Genomic DNA, 20,548 nt, shown 5'->3' on the forward strand with positions numbered 1-20,548 from the left:
CCGCCATGCTGAACATCTTCTGTCCCCACTGTGGCGAACTGCGCTCCGAGGAGGAATTCAGCCCCGCCGGCCAGGCGCACATCGCCCGCCCGCTGAATCCCGAGGCCTGCTCCGACGAGGAGTGGGGCGAGTACCTGTTCTTCCGCGACAGCCCCCGCGGCCTGCGCCACGAGCTGTGGCTGCACGCCTCCGGCTGCCGCAAGTACTTCAACGCCACCCGTCACACGGTGAGCTACGAAATTCTCGAGACCTACAAGATCGGCGAACAACCCGCCTTCACCGAGGCAGCCGGCAAGAAGTCCGCCGCCCAAGGAGTATCGGCATGAGCCAGGTCAATCGCTTGTCCCGTGGCGGCCGCGTCGACCGCAGCCAGCCGCTCACCTTCACCTTCAACGGCCAGCGCTACCAGGGCTTCGCCGGCGACACCCTGGCCGCCGCCCTGCTGGCCAACGGCGTCGACGTGGTCGGCCGCAGCTTCAAGTACTCGCGTCCGCGCGGCATCGTCGCCGCCGGTGCCGAGGAGCCCAACGCCGTCATCCAGCTCGGCTCGCGCGAAGCCACCCAGGTGCCCAACGTGCGCGCCACCCAGCAGGCGCTGTACGACGGCCTGGTGGCCAGCAGCACCAACGGCTGGCCGAACGTCGACACCGACCTGATGGGCCTGGTGGGCAAGGTCGGCGGCCAGATGATGCCGCCCGGCTTCTACTACAAGACCTTCATGTTCCCGCAGTCGATGTGGCCGACCTACGAGAAGTACATCCGCAAGGCCGCCGGCCTCGGCCGCGCGCCGACCGAGAACGACCCGGACAGCTACGACCTGATCAACCGCCACTGCGACGTGCTGGTGATCGGCGCAGGCCCGGCGGGTCTGGCCGCCGCCCTGGCCGCCGCCCGTAGCGGCGCCCGGGTGATCCTCGCCGACGAGCAGGAAGAGTTCGGTGGCAGCCTGCTCGACACCCGCGAGACCTTGAACGGCAAGCCCGCCGCCGAATGGATCGAGCAGGTGCTCGCCGAGCTGAAGACCTTCCCGGAAGTGCTCCTGCTGCCGCGCGCCACCGTCAACGGCTACCACGACCACAACTTCCTGACCATCCACGAGCGCTGCACCGACCACCTCGGCGAAACCGCGCCGCTCGGCGCCTTCGCCCACAAGCCGGTGCGCCAGCGCCTGCACCGGGTGCGCGCCAAGCGCGTGGTCCTCGCCGTCGGCGCCCACGAGCGTCCGCTGGTATTCGCCAACAACGACGTGCCCGGCAACATGCTGGCCGGCGCGGTGTCCACCTACGTGCGCCGCTACGGCGTGGCCCCCGGCAAGCAGCTGGTGCTGGCCACCAACAACGACTACGCCTACCGCACCGTGCTCGACTGGCTGGACGCCGGCCTGCAGGTTGTCGCCGTCGCCGACGCGCGCAGCAACCCGCGCGGCGCCTGGGTCGAAGAAGCGCGTAGCCGCGGCGTGCGCATCCTCACCGGTAGCTCGGTGGTCGAAGTACGCGGCAGCAAGCGCGTCAAGGCCGCCCGCATCGCCGCCATCGACACCCGTTCCCATCGCGTCACCAGCCCGGGCGAGTGGCTGGAGTGCGACCTGGTAGCCAGCTCCGGCGGCTACAGCCCGGTCGTCCACCTGGCCTCGCACCTCGGCGGCAAGCCGACCTGGCGCGAGGACATCCTCGCCTTCGTGCCCGGCGACGGCCTCGGCCTGCAGGCGCGCGTCTGCGCCGGCGCGGTCAACGGCGTGTTCGCCCTCGGCACGGTGATCGCCGACGGCTACAGCGCCGGCAGCAAGGCCGCCACCGACGCCGGCTTCAAGGCCGTCAACGGCAAGCTGCCGCGCGCCGAGGAGCGCCGCGAGGAAGCCACCCTCGCGCTGTTCCACGTGCCGCACGACAAGCCGACCGCCCGCGCGCCCAAGCAGTTCGTCGACCTGCAGAACGACGTCACCGCCGCCGGCATCGAGCTGGCCACCCGCGAGGGCTTCGAGTCGGTCGAGCACGTCAAGCGCTACACCGCGCTGGGCTTCGGCACCGACCAGGGCAAGCTCGGCAACATCAACGGCCTGGCCATCGCCGCCCGCTCGCTGGGGATCAGCATCCCGCAGATGGGCACCACGATGTTCCGCCCCAACTACACCCCGGTCAGCTTCGGCGCCATCGCCGGTCGCAACTGCGGTCCGCTGTTCGACGCCAAGCGCTTCACCGCCCTGCACGCCTGGCACGTGAAGAACGGCGCACTGTTCGAGGACGTCGGCCAGTGGAAGCGCCCGTGGTACTTCCCCAAGCCGGGCGAGGACCTGCACAGCGCCGTGGCCCGCGAGTGCCTGGCGGTGCGCAGCAGCGTCGGCCTGCTCGACGCCTCGACCCTCGGCAAGATCGACATCCAGGGCCCGGATGCCCGCGAGTTCCTCAACCGCGTGTACACCAACGCCTGGACCAAGCTCGACGTGGGCAAGGCCCGCTACGGCCTGATGTGCAAGGAAGACGGCATGGTCTTCGACGACGGCGTGACCGCCTGTCTGGCCGACAACCACTTCCTGATGACCACCACCACCGGCGGCGCCGCCCGCGTGCTGCAGTGGCTGGAGCTGTATCACCAGACCGAATGGCCGGAGCTGAAGGTGTACTTCACCTCGGTCACCGACCACTGGGCGACCCTGACCCTGTCCGGCCCCAACAGCCGCAAGCTGCTGGCCGAGGTCACCGACATCGACCTGGACAAGGACCGCTTCCCGTTCATGACCTGGCAGGAAGGCAAGGTCGCCGGCGTGCCGGCGCGGGTGTTCCGCATCTCCTTCACCGGCGAGCTGTCCTACGAGGTCAACATCCAGGCCGACTACGCCATGGGTGTGCTGGAGAAGCTGGCCGAGGCAGGCAAGAAGTACAACCTGACCCCGTACGGCACCGAGACCATGCACGTGCTGCGCGCCGAGAAGGGCTTCATCATCGTCGGCCAGGAAACCGACTCCACGGTGACCCCGGACGACCTCAACATGGGCTGGTGCGTCGGCCGCACGAAGCCGTTCTCGTGGATCGGCTGGCGCGGCATGAACCGCGAGGACGCCCGTCGCGAGGGCCGCAAGCAGCTGGTCGGCCTGCGCACCGTGGACCCGAACCAGGTGCTGCCGGAAGGCACCCAGCTGGTGTTCGATCCCAAGCAGCCCAAGCCGATGCAGATGGCCGGTCACGTGACCTCCAGCTACCAGAGCGCGAGCCTGGGCCACAGCGTCGCCCTGGCGCTGGTCAAGGGCGGCCTGTCGAAGCTCGGCCAGAAGGTCTACGCGCCCTGCCGCGACGGCCGGCTGATCGAGGCGGAGATCGTCAGCTCGGTGTTCTACGATCCCAAGGGCGATCGCCAGAACATCTGATGAGTACACCGGCCCCCGCGTGCGGGGGCCGGTCTTGCGAACAGGATTCTTACGGCGCCCGCGGGCGCCAGGCAGGTGAACCATGACTGCGATCAACGTCTACAACCAACGCCCCGCCGACATCGCCGGCCAGTCGCCGCTGCACCACGCCGGCTTCGAGCAGCTGATCGGCAAGGGCCGCCCCAACGCCGGCGTGCGCCTGCGCGAGCGCAAGCTGCTCGGCCACCTGACCCTGCGCGGCGACGCCAAGGACCCGGCCTTCTGCGGCGGCGTGCACCAGGCCCTGGGCCTGGAACTGCCGGTGGCCCTCGGCCTGGTCGCCAAGGGCGAAACCTCGCTGCAGTGGATGGGCCCCGACGAGTGGCTGCTGATCGTGCCGCGCGGCGAGGAGTACGCCACCGAGCTGCGCCTGCGCGAAGCGCTGGCCGGCCAGCACATCCAGGTGGTCAACGTCAGCGGCGGGCAGACCATCCTCGAACTGAAGGGCGACAAGGTTCGCGACATGCTGATGAAGTCGACCAGCTACGACGTGCACCCCGACAACTTCCCGGTCGGCAAGGCGGTCGGCACCGTGTTCGCCAAGTCGCAACTGGTGATCCGCCACACCGCCGAGAACACTTGGGAACTGCTGGTGCGCCGCAGCTTCGCCGACTACATCTGGCTGTGGCTGCAGGACGCCTGCGCCGAGTACGGCCTGGCCATCGAGGCCTGAGCCGGCGCGCGCCGGCCATGGGGCGGACAACGGCGTCCGTCACCGTGGCCGGCGCCGCGCCCCCCAACCCCCTCGGGCCCCGCGCCCCGCGCGGAGCCTCTCTCGCCACGCGCCAGCGGAGTCCGCCATGAGCCGCACCCCCGACACCTGGATCCTCACCGCCCACTGTCCGAGCCTGCTCGGCACCGTGGACGTGGTCACGCGCTTTTTGTTCGAGCAGGGCTGCTACGTCACCGAGCACCACAGCTTCGACGACCGCGAGGACAACCGCTTCTTCATCCGCGTCGAGTTCCGCGCCCCGGACGGCTTCACCGAGGCGGACTTCCGCGCCGGGCTGGCGCAACGCGTCGCGCCCTTCGCCATGCAGACCGAACTGGTCGCCCCGGGCTACCGGCCCAAGGTGGTGATCATGGTCTCCAAGGCCGACCACTGCCTGCACGACCTGCTCTACCGCCAGCGCATCGGTCAGCTGCCGATGGACGTCGCCGCGGTGGTCTCCAACCATCCCGACCTCGAGCCGCTGGCGCGCTGGCACGGCATCCCCTACCACCACTTCCCGCTCGATCCGAACGACAAGCCCGCCCAGGAGGCGCGCGTGCTGCAGGTGGTCGAGGACAGCGGCGCCGAGCTGGTGATCCTCGCCCGCTACATGCAGGTGCTGTCCGCCGAGCTGTGCCAGCGCCTGGAAGGCCGGGCGATCAACATCCACCACTCGCTGCTGCCCGGCTTCAAGGGCGCCAAGCCCTACCACCAGGCCTGGGAAAAGGGGGTCAAGCTGGTCGGCGCCACCGCCCACTTCATCAACAACGACCTCGACGAAGGGCCGATCATCGCCCAGGGCGTCGAGCCGGTGGACCACGCCCACTACCCCGAGGACCTGGTCGCCAAGGGCCGCGACATCGAATGCCTGACCCTGGCCCGCGCGGTCGGCTACTTCCTGGAACGCCGGGTGTTCTTGAACGGCAACCGCAGCGTGGTGCTGTAACGCCCGCTCCCGGGGCGGGCTGCAGGAGCGAATGTAGGGTGGACAACTCGCGAAGCGATTGTCCACCGCGACCGCAGAGTAGTGGTGGACAAGGCTGCGCCGTTGTCCACCCTACGCGTTGCCGCGGCCACGCCGGGCGCATGAGTGCGCCCCTGCACACGGAAACGCAGGGTGGACAACTCGCAAAGCGATTGTCCACCGCGACCGCGGAGTGGTGGTGGCGGACAAGGCTGCGCCGTTGTCCACCCTACGTGCCTGGCGAAGCTCGCCAGCCGGTCGTTTTCAGCGGATACCGACCAGCGACCCGCCCTGACGTTTTGAGCAATCCCCGGGTCGCTTACGTACCACAGCCCCACCGCCCCCCGCCGCTAAGCTGCCGACACAGCGCCGCTGCCTGCGGCCACCGACACCAGCTCCAGCTACAAGCCGCGCGGCATTTGGCCCCGCCTTGTTTCCACAACAACAAACGGAGAACTGATGATGTCCGACAATCGTGGTGTGGTTTATCTCGGCGCCGGCAAGGTCGAGGTGCAGAACATCCCCTATCCGAAAATGCAGGACCCGCGCGGCAAGAAGATCGAGCACGGCGTCATCCTGCGCGTGGTTTCCACCAACATCTGCGGCTCCGACCAGCACATGGTGCGCGGGCGCACCACCGCACAGGTCGGCCTGGTGCTCGGCCACGAGATCACCGGCGAGGTGATCGAGAAGGGCCGCGACGTCGAGCACCTGAAGATCGGCGACCTGGTCTCGGTGCCGTTCAACGTCGCCTGCGGCCGCTGCCGCAGCTGCAAGGAAACCCATACCGGCGTCTGCCTGACCGTCAACCCGGCGCGCGCCGGCGGCGCCTACGGCTACGTCGACATGGGCGACTGGACCGGTGGCCAGGCCGAATACGTGCTGGTGCCCTACGCCGACTTCAACCTGCTCAAGCTGCCCGAGCGCGACAAGGCGATGGAGAAGATCCGCGATCTGACCTGCCTGTCCGACATCCTGCCCACCGGCTACCACGGCGCCGTCACCGCCGGCGTCGGCCCGGGCAGCACCGTCTACGTCGCCGGCGCCGGCCCGGTCGGCCTGGCCGCGGCGGCTTCCGCCCGCCTGCTCGGCGCCGCGGTGGTGATCGTCGGCGACGTTAACCCGGTGCGCCTGGCCCACGCCAAGGCCCAGGGCTTCGAGATCGCCGACCTGTCCAAGGACACCCCGCTGCACGAACAGATCGCCGACCTGCTCGGCGAGCCGGAAGTCGACTGCGCGATCGACTGCGTCGGCTTCGAGGCCCGCGGCCACGGCCACCAGGGCGTGCAGCACGAGGCCCCGGCCACCGTGCTTAACTCGCTGATGCAGGTCACCCGCGTGGCCGGCAAGATCGGCATCCCCGGCCTGTACGTCACCGAGGACCCGGGCGCGGTGGACGCCGCAGCGAAGATCGGCAGCCTGAGCATCCGCTTTGGCCTCGGCTGGGCCAAGTCGCACAGCTTCCACACCGGCCAGACCCCGGTGATGAAGTACAACCGCGCGCTCATGCAGGCGATCATGTGGGACCGCCTGAACATCGCCGACATCGTCGGCGTGCAAGTGATCGGCCTCGACGAGGCGCCCAAGGGCTACGGCGAGTTCGACGCCGGCGTGCCGAAGAAATTCGTCATCGATCCGCACCGCACCTTCAGCGCCGCCTGATCGGCGCAGGTACAGTCACGGCAGGCGTCGCCCGCATGCGCGACGCCTTTTACGAGGGAGCCTCCGGGCTCCCTTTTTTTATGCCCGTGCGCACCGCGCCCCCCTTGGCACGGCCAGCAGCGACCCGCCAGCCGCGCGTTCGCAGGCGCCGCCAGCGGCGCGGCGAGCCCGGCAAAGCGCGCCTCCACGCTGGCTTGTCCCACCGCGACCGCCCCTGACGCTTTCGGCAATCCCCCGGTCGTTTTTGCACCGGGGCGCCCCGGACGCCCGGCATATGCTCCTTTCAAAGCGCCGGCACCGACGCCGCCGCAAGGTACCGCCAGACAAGGGGACAGCCTGATGAGCCCAGCCGAATTGCACGCCGACAGCATCGTCATCGACGGTCTGATCATCGCCAAGTGGAACCGCGAACTGTTCGAGGATATGCGCAAGGGCGGCCTGACCGCCGCCAACTGCACCGTGTCGGTGTGGGAAGGCTTCCAGGCCACGGTGAACAACATCGTCGCCAGCCAGCAGCTGATCCGCGAATCCAGCGACCTGGTGCTGCAGGTGCGCACCACCGCCGACATCCGCCGCGCCAAGGAGCAGGGCAAGACCGGCATCCTGTTCGGCTTCCAGAACGCCCACGCCTTCGAGGACCAGCTGGGCTACGTCGAGGTGTTCAAGCAGCTCGGCGTTGGCATCGTGCAGATGTGCTACAACACCCAGAACCTGGTCGGCACCGGCTGCTACGAGCGCGACGGCGGCCTGTCCGGCTTCGGTCGCGAGATCGTCGCCGAGATGAACCGCGTCGGCATCATGTGCGACCTGTCCCACGTCGGTTCCAAGACCTCCGAGGAAGTCATCCTCGAGTCCAAGAAGCCGGTCTGCTACTCCCACATCCTGCCCTCGGGCCTCAAGGAACATCCGCGCAACAAGTCCGACGCGGAACTGAAGTTCATCGCCGACCACGGCGGCTTCGTCGGCGTGACCATGTTCGCCCCGTTCCTGGCCAAGGGCATCGACTCGACCATCGACGACTACGCCGAAGCCATCGAGTACGTGATGAACATCGTCGGCGAGGACGCCATCGGCATCGGCACCGACTTCACCCAGGGTCACGGCCAGGAATTCTTCGAGTACCTGACCCACGACAAGGGCTACGCCCGCCGCCTGACCAGCTTCGGCAAGATCGTCAACCCGCTGGGCATCCGCACCGTCGGCGAATTCCCCAACCTCACCGAGACCCTGCTCAAGCGCGGCATGCCCGAGCGCACCGTGCGCAAGGTCATGGGCGAGAACTGGGTGCGCGTCCTGGGCGAGGTGTGGGGCGAGTGAGCCAACCCTGACCCGTTCGATCGTTCCCACGCTCCGCGTGGGAATACAGCCCGTGACGCTCCGCGTCACAGAAGCGGACGCAGAGCGTCCAGCGAGACGTTCCCACGCAGAGCGTGGGAACGATCAACAAACCACCGAATTCGAGACTGAAGACATGACCACCCACGCCCCCGAAATGCCCATCCTGGTCGACGACGAAACCGGCGTCTGGACCACCGACGCCCTGCCGATGCTCTACGTGCCGCGCCACTTCTTCGTCAACAACCACATGGGCATCGAGTCGGTGATCGGCGCCGAGCGCTACGCCGAGATCCTCTACGAGGCCGGCTACAAGTCCGCCTGGCACTGGTGCGAGAAGGAAGCCGAATGCCACGGCCTGGTCGGCGTCGAGGTGTTCGAGCACTACATGAAGCGCCTGTCGCAGCGCGGCTGGGGCCTGTTCAAGATCGAGGCGATCGACATCGACGCCGGCACCGCCACCGTGCGCCTCGACCACTCCGCCTTCGTCTACGTCTACGGCAAGTGCGGCCGCAAGGTCGACTACATGTTCACCGGCTGGTTCGCCGGCGCCATGGACCAGATCCTCGCCGCCAAGGGCAGCACCCTGCGCACCGTCGCCGAGCAGGTCTACGGCGCCTCCGAGGAAGGCCACGACCACGGCCTGTTCGTCGTCAAACCACTCTGAACCCGTAGGAGCGGCAGCCGCCGCGAGCTGTTCATAAACCGGATCGCGGCTGACGCCGCTCCTACAAGAAGCGCATAGACCGCTCTTGCGTGAGGATGTCCCCATGGCCTTCGAAGCAATGTTCCAGCCGATCCAGATCGGCAAGCTGACCATCCGTAACCGCGTGCTCAGCACCGCGCACGCCGAGGTGTACGCCACCGACGGCGGCATGACCACCGAGCGCTACGTGAAGTACTACGAGGAGAAGGCCAAGGGCGGCATCGGCCTGGCCATCTGCGGTGGTTCGTCGGTGGTCGCCATCGACAGCCCGCAGGGCTGGTGGAAGTCGGTCAACCTGTCCACCGACCGGATCATCCCGCACTTCCAGAACCTCGCCGACGCCATGCACAAGCATGGCGCCAAGATCATGATCCAGATTACCCACATGGGTCGTCGTTCGCGCTGGGACGGCGAGCACTGGCCGACCCTGATGTCGCCGTCGGGCATCCGCGAGCCGGTGCACCGCGCCACCTGCAAGACCATCGAGGTCGAGGAGATCTGGCGGGTGATCGGCAACTACGCGCAGGCCGCACGCCGCGCCAAGGAAGGCGGCCTGGACGGCGTCGAGCTGTCCGCCGTGCACCAGCACATGATCGACCAGTTCTGGAGCCCGCGCGTCAACAAGCGTACCGACGAGTGGGGCGGCACCTTCGAGGGCCGCATGAAGTTCGGCCTGGAGGTGCTCAAGGCGGTGCGCAAGGAAGTCGGCGACGACTTCTGCGTCGGCATGCGCATCTGCGGCGACGAGTTCCACCCGGACGGCCTGTCCCACGAGGACATGAAGCAGATCGCCAAGTACTACAACGACACCGGCATGCTCGACTTCTTCGGCGTGGTCGGTTCGGGTTGCGACACCCACAACACCCTGGCCAACGTCATTCCCAACATGAGCTACCCGCCGGAGCCGTTCCTGCACCTGGCGGCGGGCATCAAGGAAGTGGTCACCGTGCCGGTGCTGCACGCGCAGAACATCAAGGACCCCAACCAGGCCACCCGCATCCTCGAGGGCGGCTACGTGGACATGGTCGGCATGACCCGCGCGCACATCGCCGACCCGCACCTGATCGCCAAGATCAAGATGGGCCAGGTCGACCAGATCAAGCAGTGCGTCGGCGCCAACTACTGCATCGACCGCCAGTACCAGGGCCTGGACGTGCTGTGCATCCAGAACGCGGCGACCAGCCGCGAGTACATGGGCGTGCCGCACATCATCGAGAAGTCCACCGGGCCCAAGCGCAAGGTGGTGGTGGTCGGCGGCGGCCCGGCCGGCATGGAGGCCGCGCGCGTCTCCGCCGAGCGCGGCCACGACGTCACCCTGTTCGAGAAGAACGACGCCCTCGGCGGGCAGATCAGCATCGCCGCCAAGGCGCCGCAGCGCGACCAGATCGCCGGCATCACCCGCTGGTTCCAGCTGGAGCTGGCGCGCCTGAACGTCGACCTGCGCCTGGGCACCGCCGCCGACAGCGCGACCATCCTCGACCTCAAGCCGGACATCGTCATCCTCGCCAACGGCGGCAAGCCGTTCGTCGAGCAGAACGAGCACTGGGGCGCCGCCGAGGGCCTGGTGGTGAGCAGCTGGGACGTGCTCAATGGCGTGGTCGCGCCGGGCAGCAACGTGCTGGTCTACGACACCATCTGCGAGTTCACCGGCATGTCGGTGGCCGACTTCCTCGCCGACAAGGGCTGCAAGGTGGAGATCGTCACCGACGACATCAAGCCGGGCGTGGCGATGGGCGGCACCACCTTCCCGACCTACTACCGCAGCATGTACCCCAAGGAAGTGATCATGACCGGCGACATGATGCTGGAAAAGGTCTACCGCGAGGGCGACAAGCTGGTGGCGGTGCTCGAGAACGAATACACCGGCGCCAAGGAAGAGCGGGTGGTCGACCAGGTGGTGGTGGAGAACGGCGTGCGTCCGGACGAGACCCTCTACTACGAGCTCAAGCAGGGTTCGCGCAACAAGGGGCAGATCGACATCGAGGCGCTGTTCGCCATCCAGCCGCAGCCGTGCCTGGCCGAGAAGGCCGCCGGCTACCTGCTGTTCCGCATCGGCGACTGCGTGGCCCAGCGCAACACCCACGCGGCGATCTACGACGCGCTGCGCCTGTGCAAGGACTTCTGACGGCCCCCGTAGGGTGGGTTAGCCGCGCCGCGGCGTAACCCACCGACCGGATCACCGAGCCGGCCAAGGCGATGCCTGGCGGCATCGATGGTGGGTTACGCCTTCGGCTAACCCACCCTACGTCGACGCTCACGGTCCCCATAAGGAGACCCATCCATGTTGAACACCCTCCTCCCCATCCTGCTCTTCGCCGCCTTGGCACTGGCCGTGCTGGGCGCGCTGAAGCGCTTCCTGATGTGGCGCCGCGGCCGCCCGGCCAAGGTCGAGTGGCTCGGCGGCCTCATGAAGATGCCGCGCCGCTACCTGGTCGACCTGCACCACGTGGTCGAGCGCGACAAGTACATGTCCAAGACCCACGTGGCCACCGCCGGCGGCTTCGTGCTGTCCGCCGTGCTGGCCATCGCCGTGCACGGCTTCGGCCTGCACAACCGCATCCTCGGCTTCGCCCTGCTGGCCGCCACCGTGCTGATGTTCGTCGGCGCGCTGTTCGTCGCCAAGCGCCGGCGCAATCCGCCGAGCCGCCTGTCCAAGGGCCCGTGGATGCGCCTGCCGAAGAGCCTGCTGATGTTCTCGGCGAGCTTCTTCATCGCCACCCTGCCGGTCGCCGGCATCCTCCCCGAAGGCATGGGCAGCTGGATCCTCGGCGGCGTGCTGGCCCTCGGCGTGGCCTGGGGCGTGTCCGAGCTGTTCCTCGGCATGACCTGGGGCGGGCCGATGAAGCACGCCTTCGCCGGCGCCCTGCACCTGGCCTGGCACCGCCGCGCCGAACGCTTCGGCGGCGGCCGCTCGACCGGCCTCAAGGCGCTCGATCTGGACGACGAGGCCGCCCCGCTGGGCGTCGAGAAACCCACCGACTTCACCTGGAACCAGCTGCTCGGCTTCGACGCCTGCGTGCAGTGCGGCAAGTGCGAGGCGATGTGCCCGGCGTTCGCCGCCGGCCAGCCGCTCAACCCGAAGAAGCTGATCCAGGACATGGTCATTGGCCTGGCCGGTGGCAACGACGCCAAGTTCGCCGGCAGCCCCTACCCGGGCAAGCCGCTCGGCGAGCACAGCGGCGGCCCGCACCTGCCCATCGTCGCCCGCGAGGGCCAGGGCCTGGTCGACGCCGAGACCCTGTGGTCGTGCACCACCTGCCGCGCCTGCGTGGAGGAGTGCCCGATGATGATCGAGCACGTCGACGCCATCGTCGACATGCGCCGCCACCTGACCCTGGAGCGCGGCGCCACGCCGAACAAGGGCGCCGAGGTGCTCGACAACCTGATCGCCACCGACAACCCCGGCGGCTTCGCGCCCGGCGGCCGCCTGAACTGGGCCGCCGACCTCGACCTGCCGCTTTTGAGCGACAAGAAGCAGACCGACGTGCTGTTCTGGGTCGGCGACGGCGCCTTCGACATGCGCAACCAGCGCACCCTGCGCGCCTTCGTGAAGATCCTCAAGGCCGCCAAGGTGGACTTCGCCGTGCTCGGCCTCGAGGAGCGCGACAGCGGCGACGTGGCCCGTCGTCTGGGCGACGAGGCGACCTTCCAGCAGCTGGCCAGGCGCAACATCGCCACGCTCAACCAGTACAAGTTCAAGCGCATCGTCAGCTGCGACCCGCACAGCTTCCACGTGCTGAAGAACGAGTACGGCGAGCTGGGCGGCAACTACGAAGTCCTGCACCACAGCACCTTCATCGCCACCCTGCTGGCCGGCCAGAACATCGCCCTCGGCCAGCACGCTCTCGCCCAGCAGGGCGCGGCGATCACCTACCACGACCCCTGCTACCTCGGCCGCTACAACGGCGAGTACCAGGCGCCGCGCGCGGTGCTCAAGGCGCTCGGCCTGGAGGTGAAGGAAATGGAACGCTCCGGCTTCCGCTCGCGCTGCTGCGGCGGTGGCGGCGGCGCGCCGATCACCGACATCCCCGGCAAGCAGCGGATCCCCGACATGCGCATGGCCGACATCCGCGAGACCGGCGCAGAGCTGGTGGCGGTGGGCTGCCCGCAGTGCACGGCGATGCTCGAGGGCGTGGTCGCGCCGCGTCCGGAGATCAAGGACATCGCCGAACTGGTCGCCGAGGCGCTGATCGAGGTGCCGAGCGAGGCAAAAAAGTCGGCAGCGCGGCGTGAAACCGCGGAGGTGAACTGATGAACCACCTGTCCCCCGTCGCTGCGAGCCCGCTCGCGATGGACGCAACCAGGGCGCCGGCGCTGCTCGCCAGCCGGCCGGCGCCGACCCCAAGCCGTTCGGAGGTGCACCCATGAGCGACATCATCCGCCGCGATCCGCGCGCCGAGTGGATCGCCCGCAACCGTCTGCATCCGCTGCACGCGGCCATGCAGCAGCAGGGCACCCCGAGCAGCTGGATGGGTCCCAACGGCGTGCTGCGCAAGAACCCGCACGCGGTCGGCTTCATCGGCCCCAACGGCATCAAGCGCATCGACCGCTCCGGCGCCCAGCAGGCCAGCGGCCAGCGCCGCGCCGCCGCCGAGGCCGTGCAGCTGCCGCTGCATGTGGTCGAGCAGCCCAGCCACATCATCTGCGTGGTGCCGGACATGGTCGGCGGCCGCCTCTCCAGCCACGACAAGGACCTCCTCGGCCTCGCCCGCCAGCTGGCCGGCAGTGGCGGCGCGGTGCTCGCCGTGGTGTTCGGCGAGCACAAGGAATCCGCCTTCGACACCGCCGGCGTCGACCGCCTGCTGCAGATCGAAGGCAGCGAGTACGCCGGCTACGCCCCCGAGCAGCGCCTGCAGGCGCTGGCCGCGGTGGAGCGCCAGTTCGTACCGCGCCACTGGCTGCTGCCCGACAGCCGCAGCGGCGGCGGCGAGTTGGGCCGTCGCCTGGCCGCCAGCCTGCGCGAGCGTCCGGCCACCCGTGTCTGGCAGGTGGCCGGCGAGCGTTGCACCGGCCGTGCCGGCGCCGGTCGCGAGGACATCAACCGGCCGTTGCCGCGCCTGATCCTGGCCAGCGCCGAGTGCGCCGAGCCGGTCAGCGAGACCCGCCACCAGGCGCTGGCGGTCAGCCTCGACAACGGCGTGGCGCGCTGCCTGCCGCGCATCGAGGACCTCGGTCCGGTGGCCGTCGACCCGGCGGCGATCCCGATGGCCGAGGCCGAGTTCATCCTCTCCGGCGGCAACGGCGTGCAGGACTGGGCGCTGTTCCACAAGGCCGCCGCCGCGCTGGGCGCCACCGAAGGCGCCTCGCGGGTGGCGGTCGACGACGGCCACATGCCGCGCGCCCGCCAGGTCGGCGCCACCGGCACCTGGGTCACCGCGCGGGTTTACCTGGCGGTGGGCATTTCCGGGGCGATCCAGCACCTGCAGGGCATCGGCGCCTGCGACAAGGTGGTGGCGATCAACCTCGACCCCGGCTGCGACATGATCAAGCGCGCCGATCTCTCGGTGATCGGCGATTCCAGCGCGATTCTCCAGGCGCTGATCGAACTGGCCGAGGCCTATCGCAACGGAGGTGCCCGCGATGCCGCATAACGAGCTGAACGTGGTGGCGCTGGTCTCGGTCGGCGCCCACCCGACTTCCGGCCGCGCCCGCCGCGCCGAGCAGGACGCCCGCGCGGTCGAGCTGGGCCTGCGCCTGGCCGGCAGCAAGCTGCAGGTGGTGCACGCCGGCGACCCGCACGCGGAGGCGCTGCGCGCCTACCTGGGCATGGGCCTCGACGAACTGGCGGTGCTCGAACAGGGCGCCGGCGCCGACGCCCTGCCGGCGCTCGGCGCCTACCTCAGCGGCGCCGGCGCGCAACTGGTGCTCACCGGCAGCCAGGCGGAGACCGGCGAGGGTTCGGGCATGCTGCCGTATCTGCTGGCCGAGCGTCTGGGCTGGCCGCTGGTGGTGGGTCTGGCCGAGGTCGAACGCGTCGAGGACGGCTTCGCCCAGGTCCTGCAGGCGCTGCCGCGCGGCCAGCGCCGCCGCCTGCGCGTGCGCCTGCCGTTTCTGGCCAGCGTCGACAACGCCGCGCCGGTCGCCCGGCAGAGCGCCTTCGGCCCGGCGCGCCGCGGCCAGCTGCGCGCCGAGGACGTGGTGGTGGTCGACGACGCCCTGCTGAGCGAAGCCCAGCTGCAACCGGCGCGCCCGCGGCCCAAGCGCCTCAAGGTGATCAAGGCCAAGACCGGCGCCGAACGCATGAAGGCGGCCACTGCCAAGGCCTCCGGCGGCACCGGTCAGGTGCTCAAGGACCTGCCGCCGCAGGCCGGCGCCGAGGCGATCCTCAAGCTGCTCGTCGAGGAGGGCGTACTGCGCTGAGCAGACTCTCGGATCTGCCTGCCGCCGGTGCACGGCGGCAGGTGACGCACCAGCGAGTAGCAGACACGCGGCGCGGGTAGAAAGGTAGCGAACGACCCTGTCGGAAACGCGCCAATCTCCCGCGCCGTTGTTTTTGCCAAAACCGACATTCTCTCCCGTTCGCCGTGTGAATCCCGCGCGGAGCTGCTTTTATTGATATGCCGATTTCATATTTGGCAGGCGTTGGAAATTCCAGCATCGCTGGCATGTCCCTTGCTGGATCCTTGCCGGGTACAAGGCAGCAAATTCCACCAAAACGGGAGCACAACTCCATGTTTCAAAAGGCATTCAAGAAAGGAATTCTGGCCGTGGCGATTACCGGCGCCGCGAGTCTGTCTGGTGTAGCGATGGCCGACGTGGTGATCGGCGTGGCCGGGCCGATGACCGGCGGCAACGCCGCCTACGGCGACCAGTACTGGCGCGGCGCGACCATGGCCGCCGAGACGATCAATGCCGCCGGCGGCATCAACGGCGAACCGATCAAGCTGGTCAAGGCCGACGACGCCTGCGAGCCCAAGCAGGCGGTCGCCGCCGCCAACCGCCTGGTCGACCTGGACAAGGCGGTCGGCGTGATCGGCCACTTCTGCTCCTCATCGACCATCCCCGCCTCCGAGGTGTACGACGAGGCCGGCATCATCGCCATCACCCCCGGCTCGACCAACCCGCAGGTCACCGAGCGCGGCCTGGGCACCGTGTTCCGCATGTGCGGCCGCGACGACCAGCAGGGCAAGGTCGCCGCCGACTACATCGTCGACCAGTTGAAGGCCAAGAAGGTCGCGGTGATCCACGACAAGGACACCTACGGCCAGGGCCTGGCCGACGCCACCAAGGAGCAGCTGCACAAGCGCGGCGTCACCGAGGTGCTCTACGAGGGCCTGACCCGCGGCGAGAAGGACTTCAACGCGCTGGTCACCAAGATCCGCGCCAGCGGCGCCGAGGTGGTCTACTTCGGCGGCTGCCATCCGGAAGCCGGCCCGCTGGTACGCCAGATGCGCGAACAGGGCGTCACCGCCAAGTTCCTCTCCGGCGACTGCGTGGTCACCGACGAGCTGGTCAACACCGCCGGCGGCGCCAAGTACACCGACGGCGTGCTGATGACCTTCGGCGCCGACCCGCGGCTGATCCCCGAGGGCAAGGAGGTGATCGAGAAGTTCCGCGCCGCCGGCTTCGAGCCCGAAGGCTACACCCTGTACGCCTATGCCACCCTGCAGGCCATCGCCGCCGCCTTCACCGGCGCCGGCAGCACCGACGGCGCCAAGGCCGCCGAGTGGCTGAAGACGCACCCGGTACAGACGGTGATGGGCACCAAGGAGTTCGACAGCAAGGGCGACCTCAAGGTCTCCGACTACGTCCTCTACCAGTGGGACGCCAACGGCAAGTACACGCAGCTGTGATGCTGGCGGCCTGCGCGGCTGGCTGACCGCCGCCCGCGCAGGCCCGCCCCCGGCCCGCGGCCCATGAGGCGGCGGGCCGGCCTTCTGACGGCGACGCCCGCTACGCCCCGGCGCCGACCGGGCGCGCCGCCCCACCACTCCGACCCGGAGTCCTTATGGACGGCATCTTCTTCCAGCAGATCATCAACGGCCTGACCCTGGGCTCGGTCTATGGCCTGATCGCCATCGGCTACACCATGGTCTACGGCATCATCGGCATGATCAACTTCGCCCACGGCGACGTGTACATGGTCTCCGCCTACCTGGCGGCCATCGGCATCGCCGTGCTGAGCTTCTTCGGCCTGCACTCCTTCCCGCTGCTGATCCTCGGCACCCTGGCGTTCAGCATCGTGATCACCGGCGTGTACGGCTGGACCATCGAGCGCATCGCCTACAAGCCGCTGCGCAACTCCACGCGCCTGGCGCCGCTGATCAGCGCCATCGGCATGTCGCTGATCCTGCAGAACTACGTGCAGCTCAGCCAGGGCGCCCGCCAGCAGGGCATCCCCACCCTGCTCGAAGGCGCGCTGCGCCTGCACATCGGCGACGACTACGTGCAGCTCACCTACACCAAGCTGTTCATCATCGTCGTCTCGCTGCTGGGCATGCTGGCGCTGACCTTCATCATCCACCGCACCAAGCTCGGCCGCATGTGCCGCGCCACCCAGCAGGACCGCAAGATGGCGGAGATCCTCGGCATCAATACCGACCGGGTGATCGCCTACGTGTTCGTCATCGGCGCCTCCATGGCGGCGCTGGCCGGCATGCTGATCACCCTCAACTACGGCACCTTCGATTTCTATGCCGGCTTCGTCATCGGCATCAAGGCGTTCACCGCCGCGGTGCTCGGCGGCATCGGCTCGCTGCCCGGCGCGATGCTCGGCGGCATCATCCTCGGCATCGCCGAGGCGCAGTTCTCCGGCATGGTCAACACCGACTACAAGGACGTGTTCGCCTTCGGCCTGCTGGTGACCATCCTGATCTTCCGTCCGCAGGGACTCCTGGGCCGGCCCCAGGTAGCCAAGGTGTGATCATGCAAGCCAAAGCCTCTTTCGACCCCAAGGCGCTGCTGCGCGATACCCTGCTCGCCGGCCTGCTCGCCCTGGTGGTGTTCGGCCCGGTGGTCGGCGTGGTCCTGCAGGGCTACGACTTCACCCTGCGCTTCGACCGCGTGGCCTGGATGGTGCTGGCGGTGATGGTTGGCCGCTTCGCCCTCAGCCTGTACCAGCAGAGCCCCGCCGGCGCGCGCCGGCAGCAGCGCGGCGAGGGCGCCGACAGCGGCATCGCCGTGCTGCCGCCAGGCTACCGCTCGCACCTGCGCTGGATCGTTCCGCTGGTGCTGCTGGTCGGCCTCGCCCTGCCCTTCTTCGCCAACAAGTACGTGCTCACCGTGGTGATCCTCGGCCTGATCTACGTGCTGCTGGGCCTGGGCCTCAACATCGTGGTCGGCCTCGCCGGTCTGCTCGACCTCGGCTACGTGGCCTTCTACGCCATCGGCGCCTACGGCCTGGCGCTGGGCTACGCCTACCTCGACCTCGGCTTCTGGACGGTGCTGCCGCTGGCCGCGCTGGCCGCCGCGGTGGCCGGCGCACTGCTCGGCTTCCCGGTGCTGCGCATGCACGGCGACTACCTGGCCATCGTCACCCTGGGCTTCGGCGAGATCATCCGCCTGATCCTCAACAACTGGCTGGAGGTCACCGGCGGGCCGAACGGCATGTCGGTGCCGGCGCCGACCTTCTTCGGCCTGGAGTTCGCCCGCCGCGCCAAGGACGGCGGCACGCCCTACCACGAGTTCTTCGGCGTGCCCTACGACGCCAACATGAAGTTCATCTTCATCTACCTGGTGCTGCTCGCCGTGGTCACCCTGGTGCTGTACGTCAAGCACCGCCTGACCCGCATGCCGGTCGGCCGCGCCTGGGAGGCGCTGCGCGAGGACGAGATCGCCTGCCGGGCGATGGGCCTCAACCACGTGCTGGTCAAGCTCTCCGCCTTCATGCTCGGCGCCTCCACCGCGGGCCTGGCCGGGGTGTTCTTCGCCACCTACCAGGGCTTCGTCAACCCATCGTCGTTCACCTTCTTCGAGTCGGCGCTGATCCTCGCCATCGTGGTGCTCGGCGGCATGGGCTCGACCCTGGGCGTGGTGCTCGCCGCCTTCGTGCTCACCGTGGCGCCGGAGCTTTTGCGCACCTTCGCCGACTACCGGGTGCTGCTGTTCGGCATCCTCATGGTGCTGATGATGATCTGGCGCCCGCGCGGGCTGATCCGCGTCCACCGCGTCGGCATCTCGCCGCGTCCGGGTCGTCTGCACGAGGAGGCCGTACGATGAGCGACACCATCCTCGCGGTCAGCAACCTGATGATGCACTTCGGCGGCATCAAGGCGCTCAACGACGTCAACTTCAGCATCAAGCGCGGCTCGATCTCCGCGCTGATCGGCCCCAACGGCGCCGGCAAGACCACCGTGTTCAACTGCCTGACCGGCTTCTACCGCGCCACCGGCGGGCGCATCCTGCTCAACGCCCAGGGGCGCAGCACCGACGTGATCAAGATCCTCGGCGAGTCGTTCCGCGCCGACGATTTCGTCAAGCCGCCGCAGTTCGCCTCGCGGCTCTGGTACAAGATGTTCGGCGGCACCCACCAGGTGAACCGCGCGGGCCTGGCGCGCACCTTCCAGAACATCCGTCTGTTCCGCGAGATGACGGTGCTGGAGAACCTCCTGGTCGCCCAGCACATGCAGGCCAACCGCAACCTGCTGGCCGGCGTGTTCAACACCCCCGCCTACCGGCGCGCCGAGGCGCGGCTGATCGACCAAGCCTTCTACTGGCTGGAGGTGGTGCAGCTCGCCGACTACCCCAACCGCCTGGCCGGCGAGCTGTCCTACGGCCAGCAGCGCCGCCTGGAAATCGCCCGCGCCATGTGCACCCGCCCGGAGATCATCTGCCTCGACGAGCCCGCCGCCGGCCTCAATCCGGCCGAGACCCAGGCTCTGGGCGACATCGTTCGTACTCTGCGCGACACCCACGGGGTCACCGTATTGCTGATCGAACACGACATGGGCATGGTGATGGGCATATCCGACCACATCGTGGTTCTCGACTACGGCAACGTGATCGCGCAGGGCGGACCGGCCGACATCCAGCACGACCCGAAGGTGATCGCCGCCTACCTGGGCAGCGACGCGGAGGACTCCGTATGAGCACGCCACTGCTGGAATTCCGTGACGTCGACGTGTTCTACGGGCCGATCCAGGCGCTCAACAAGGTGTCGCTGCATATCGGCGAGGGCGAGACGGTCAGCCTGATCGGCGCCAACGGCGCGGGCAAGTCGACCCTGTTGATGTCGATCTTCGGCCAGCCGCGCGCGGCGTCCGGGCAGATCTTCTACCAGGGTCAGGACATCACCCACCGGTCGAGCCACTACGTCGCCGCCAACGGCATCGCCCAGTCGCCGGAAGGTCGCCGGGTGTTCCCGGACATGAGCGTGGAAGAGAACCTGCTGATGGGCACCATCGCCGTCGGCGCCGAGCACGCCACGGAAGACATGCAGCGCATGTTCGAGCTGTTCCCGCGCCTCAAGGAGCGGCGCAACCAGCGCGCCATGACCATGTCCGGCGGCGAGCAGCAGATGCTCGCCATCGCCCGCGCGCTGATGAGCCGGCCGAAGCTGCTGCTGCTCGACGAACCCTCGCTGGGCCTGGCGCCGATCGTGGTGCGGCAGATCTTCCACACGCTGCGCGAGCTGGCGCAGGAGGGCATGACCCTGTTCCTCGTCGAACAGAACGCCCACCACGCCCTCAAGCTCAGCGACCGCGCCTACGTGATGGTCACCGGGCAGATCCGCATGACCGGCAGCGGTGCCGAACTGCTCGCCGACCCGCAGGTGCGGGAGGCCTACCTGGGCGGCCACTGACCGTCCGACACAACACAGAGACAGAGGGT

General features: G+C 68.6%; 16 protein-coding genes. All 16 read left to right on the forward strand.

The genetic code is table 11. The annotated features are described in order from the left end of the window. Positions 1-5 precede the first annotated feature (5 nt). The 16 genes from LMJ29_RS06775 to LMJ29_RS06850 all read left to right on the forward strand — a co-directional run bounded on the left by LMJ29_RS06775 (position 6) and on the right by LMJ29_RS06850 (position 20,519). Positions 6-326, forward strand: a complete 321-nt coding sequence (locus LMJ29_RS06775; RefSeq protein WP_229604746.1) for a sarcosine oxidase subunit delta — start codon at positions 6-8, stop codon at positions 324-326. Continuing rightward, a complete protein-coding gene (locus tag LMJ29_RS06780) occupies positions 323-3,361 on the forward strand; it encodes a sarcosine oxidase subunit alpha (protein ID WP_229604747.1) in 3,039 nt (1,012 codons plus the stop codon). Before LMJ29_RS06775 ends, LMJ29_RS06780 begins: the two co-directional genes overlap by 4 nt. Positions 3,362-3,443: 82 nt before the next feature. Further along, on the forward strand, positions 3,444-4,073 hold the full coding sequence (locus LMJ29_RS06785) for a sarcosine oxidase subunit gamma (RefSeq protein WP_229604748.1): 630 nt from the start codon (positions 3,444-3,446) through the stop codon (positions 4,071-4,073). A 127-nt stretch (positions 4,074-4,200) separates the two neighbouring features. Next, positions 4,201-5,058: a formyltetrahydrofolate deformylase gene (gene purU, locus LMJ29_RS06790; protein ID WP_229604749.1), complete on the forward strand. Its 858-nt coding sequence runs from the start codon at positions 4,201-4,203 to the stop codon at positions 5,056-5,058. Positions 5,059-5,538: 480 nt separating this feature from the next. Beyond that, positions 5,539-6,738: a formaldehyde dehydrogenase, glutathione-independent gene (gene fdhA / locus LMJ29_RS06795; RefSeq protein ID WP_229604750.1), complete on the forward strand. Its 1,200-nt coding sequence runs from the start codon at positions 5,539-5,541 to the stop codon at positions 6,736-6,738. Positions 6,739-7,077: 339 nt separating this feature from the next. After that, on the forward strand, positions 7,078-8,055 hold the full coding sequence (locus LMJ29_RS06800; protein WP_229604751.1) for a dipeptidase: 978 nt from the start codon (positions 7,078-7,080) through the stop codon (positions 8,053-8,055). 154 nt (positions 8,056-8,209) lie between these two features. Next, positions 8,210-8,740 (forward strand): 4-vinyl reductase, encoded by a 531-nt coding sequence (locus LMJ29_RS06805; protein WP_229604752.1) that lies wholly within the window; start codon positions 8,210-8,212, stop codon positions 8,738-8,740. 103 nt (positions 8,741-8,843) lie between these two features. Further along, positions 8,844-10,904 (forward strand): dimethylglycine demethylation protein DgcA, encoded by a 2,061-nt coding sequence (gene dgcA / locus LMJ29_RS06810; protein ID WP_229604753.1) that lies wholly within the window; start codon positions 8,844-8,846, stop codon positions 10,902-10,904. Positions 10,905-11,060: 156 nt separating this feature from the next. After that, positions 11,061-13,031: a dimethylglycine demethylation protein DgcB gene (gene dgcB / locus LMJ29_RS06815; protein WP_229604754.1), complete on the forward strand. Its 1,971-nt coding sequence runs from the start codon at positions 11,061-11,063 to the stop codon at positions 13,029-13,031. Positions 13,032-13,143: 112 nt separating this feature from the next. Further along, a complete protein-coding gene (gene etfA, locus LMJ29_RS06820; RefSeq protein WP_229604755.1) occupies positions 13,144-14,370 on the forward strand; it encodes an electron transfer flavoprotein subunit alpha in 1,227 nt (408 codons plus the stop codon). Next, positions 14,360-15,139 carry an electron transfer flavoprotein subunit beta gene (gene etfB / locus LMJ29_RS06825; RefSeq protein ID WP_229604756.1) on the forward strand — a complete coding sequence of 260 codons (780 nt, stop codon included), beginning with the start codon at positions 14,360-14,362 and terminating at the stop codon, positions 15,137-15,139. Before etfA ends, etfB begins: the two co-directional genes overlap by 11 nt. 311 nt (positions 15,140-15,450) lie before the next feature. Then, a complete protein-coding gene (locus LMJ29_RS06830; RefSeq protein ID WP_229604757.1) occupies positions 15,451-16,572 on the forward strand; it encodes a branched-chain amino acid ABC transporter substrate-binding protein in 1,122 nt (373 codons plus the stop codon). Between the two features lie 155 nt (positions 16,573-16,727). Further along, positions 16,728-17,642 (forward strand): ABC transporter permease subunit, encoded by a 915-nt coding sequence (locus LMJ29_RS06835; RefSeq protein ID WP_229604758.1) that lies wholly within the window; start codon positions 16,728-16,730, stop codon positions 17,640-17,642. A gap of 2 nt (positions 17,643-17,644) precedes the next feature. Next, positions 17,645-18,937 carry a high-affinity branched-chain amino acid ABC transporter permease LivM gene (gene livM / locus LMJ29_RS06840; RefSeq protein ID WP_229604759.1) on the forward strand — a complete coding sequence of 431 codons (1,293 nt, stop codon included), beginning with the start codon at positions 17,645-17,647 and terminating at the stop codon, positions 18,935-18,937. Then, positions 18,934-19,806 carry an ABC transporter ATP-binding protein gene (locus LMJ29_RS06845; RefSeq protein ID WP_229604760.1) on the forward strand — a complete coding sequence of 291 codons (873 nt, stop codon included), beginning with the start codon at positions 18,934-18,936 and terminating at the stop codon, positions 19,804-19,806. The genes livM and LMJ29_RS06845 overlap by 4 nt, the downstream gene beginning before the upstream one ends. After that, positions 19,803-20,519 (forward strand): ABC transporter ATP-binding protein, encoded by a 717-nt coding sequence (locus tag LMJ29_RS06850; RefSeq protein ID WP_229604761.1) that lies wholly within the window; start codon positions 19,803-19,805, stop codon positions 20,517-20,519. Before LMJ29_RS06845 ends, LMJ29_RS06850 begins: the two co-directional genes overlap by 4 nt. The last annotated feature ends 29 nt before the right edge of the window (positions 20,520-20,548 follow it).

The sequence above is a fragment of the Pseudomonas oryzagri genome (assembly GCF_020831405.1).
Taxonomy (GTDB): Bacteria; Pseudomonadota; Gammaproteobacteria; order Pseudomonadales; family Pseudomonadaceae; genus Geopseudomonas; species Geopseudomonas oryzagri.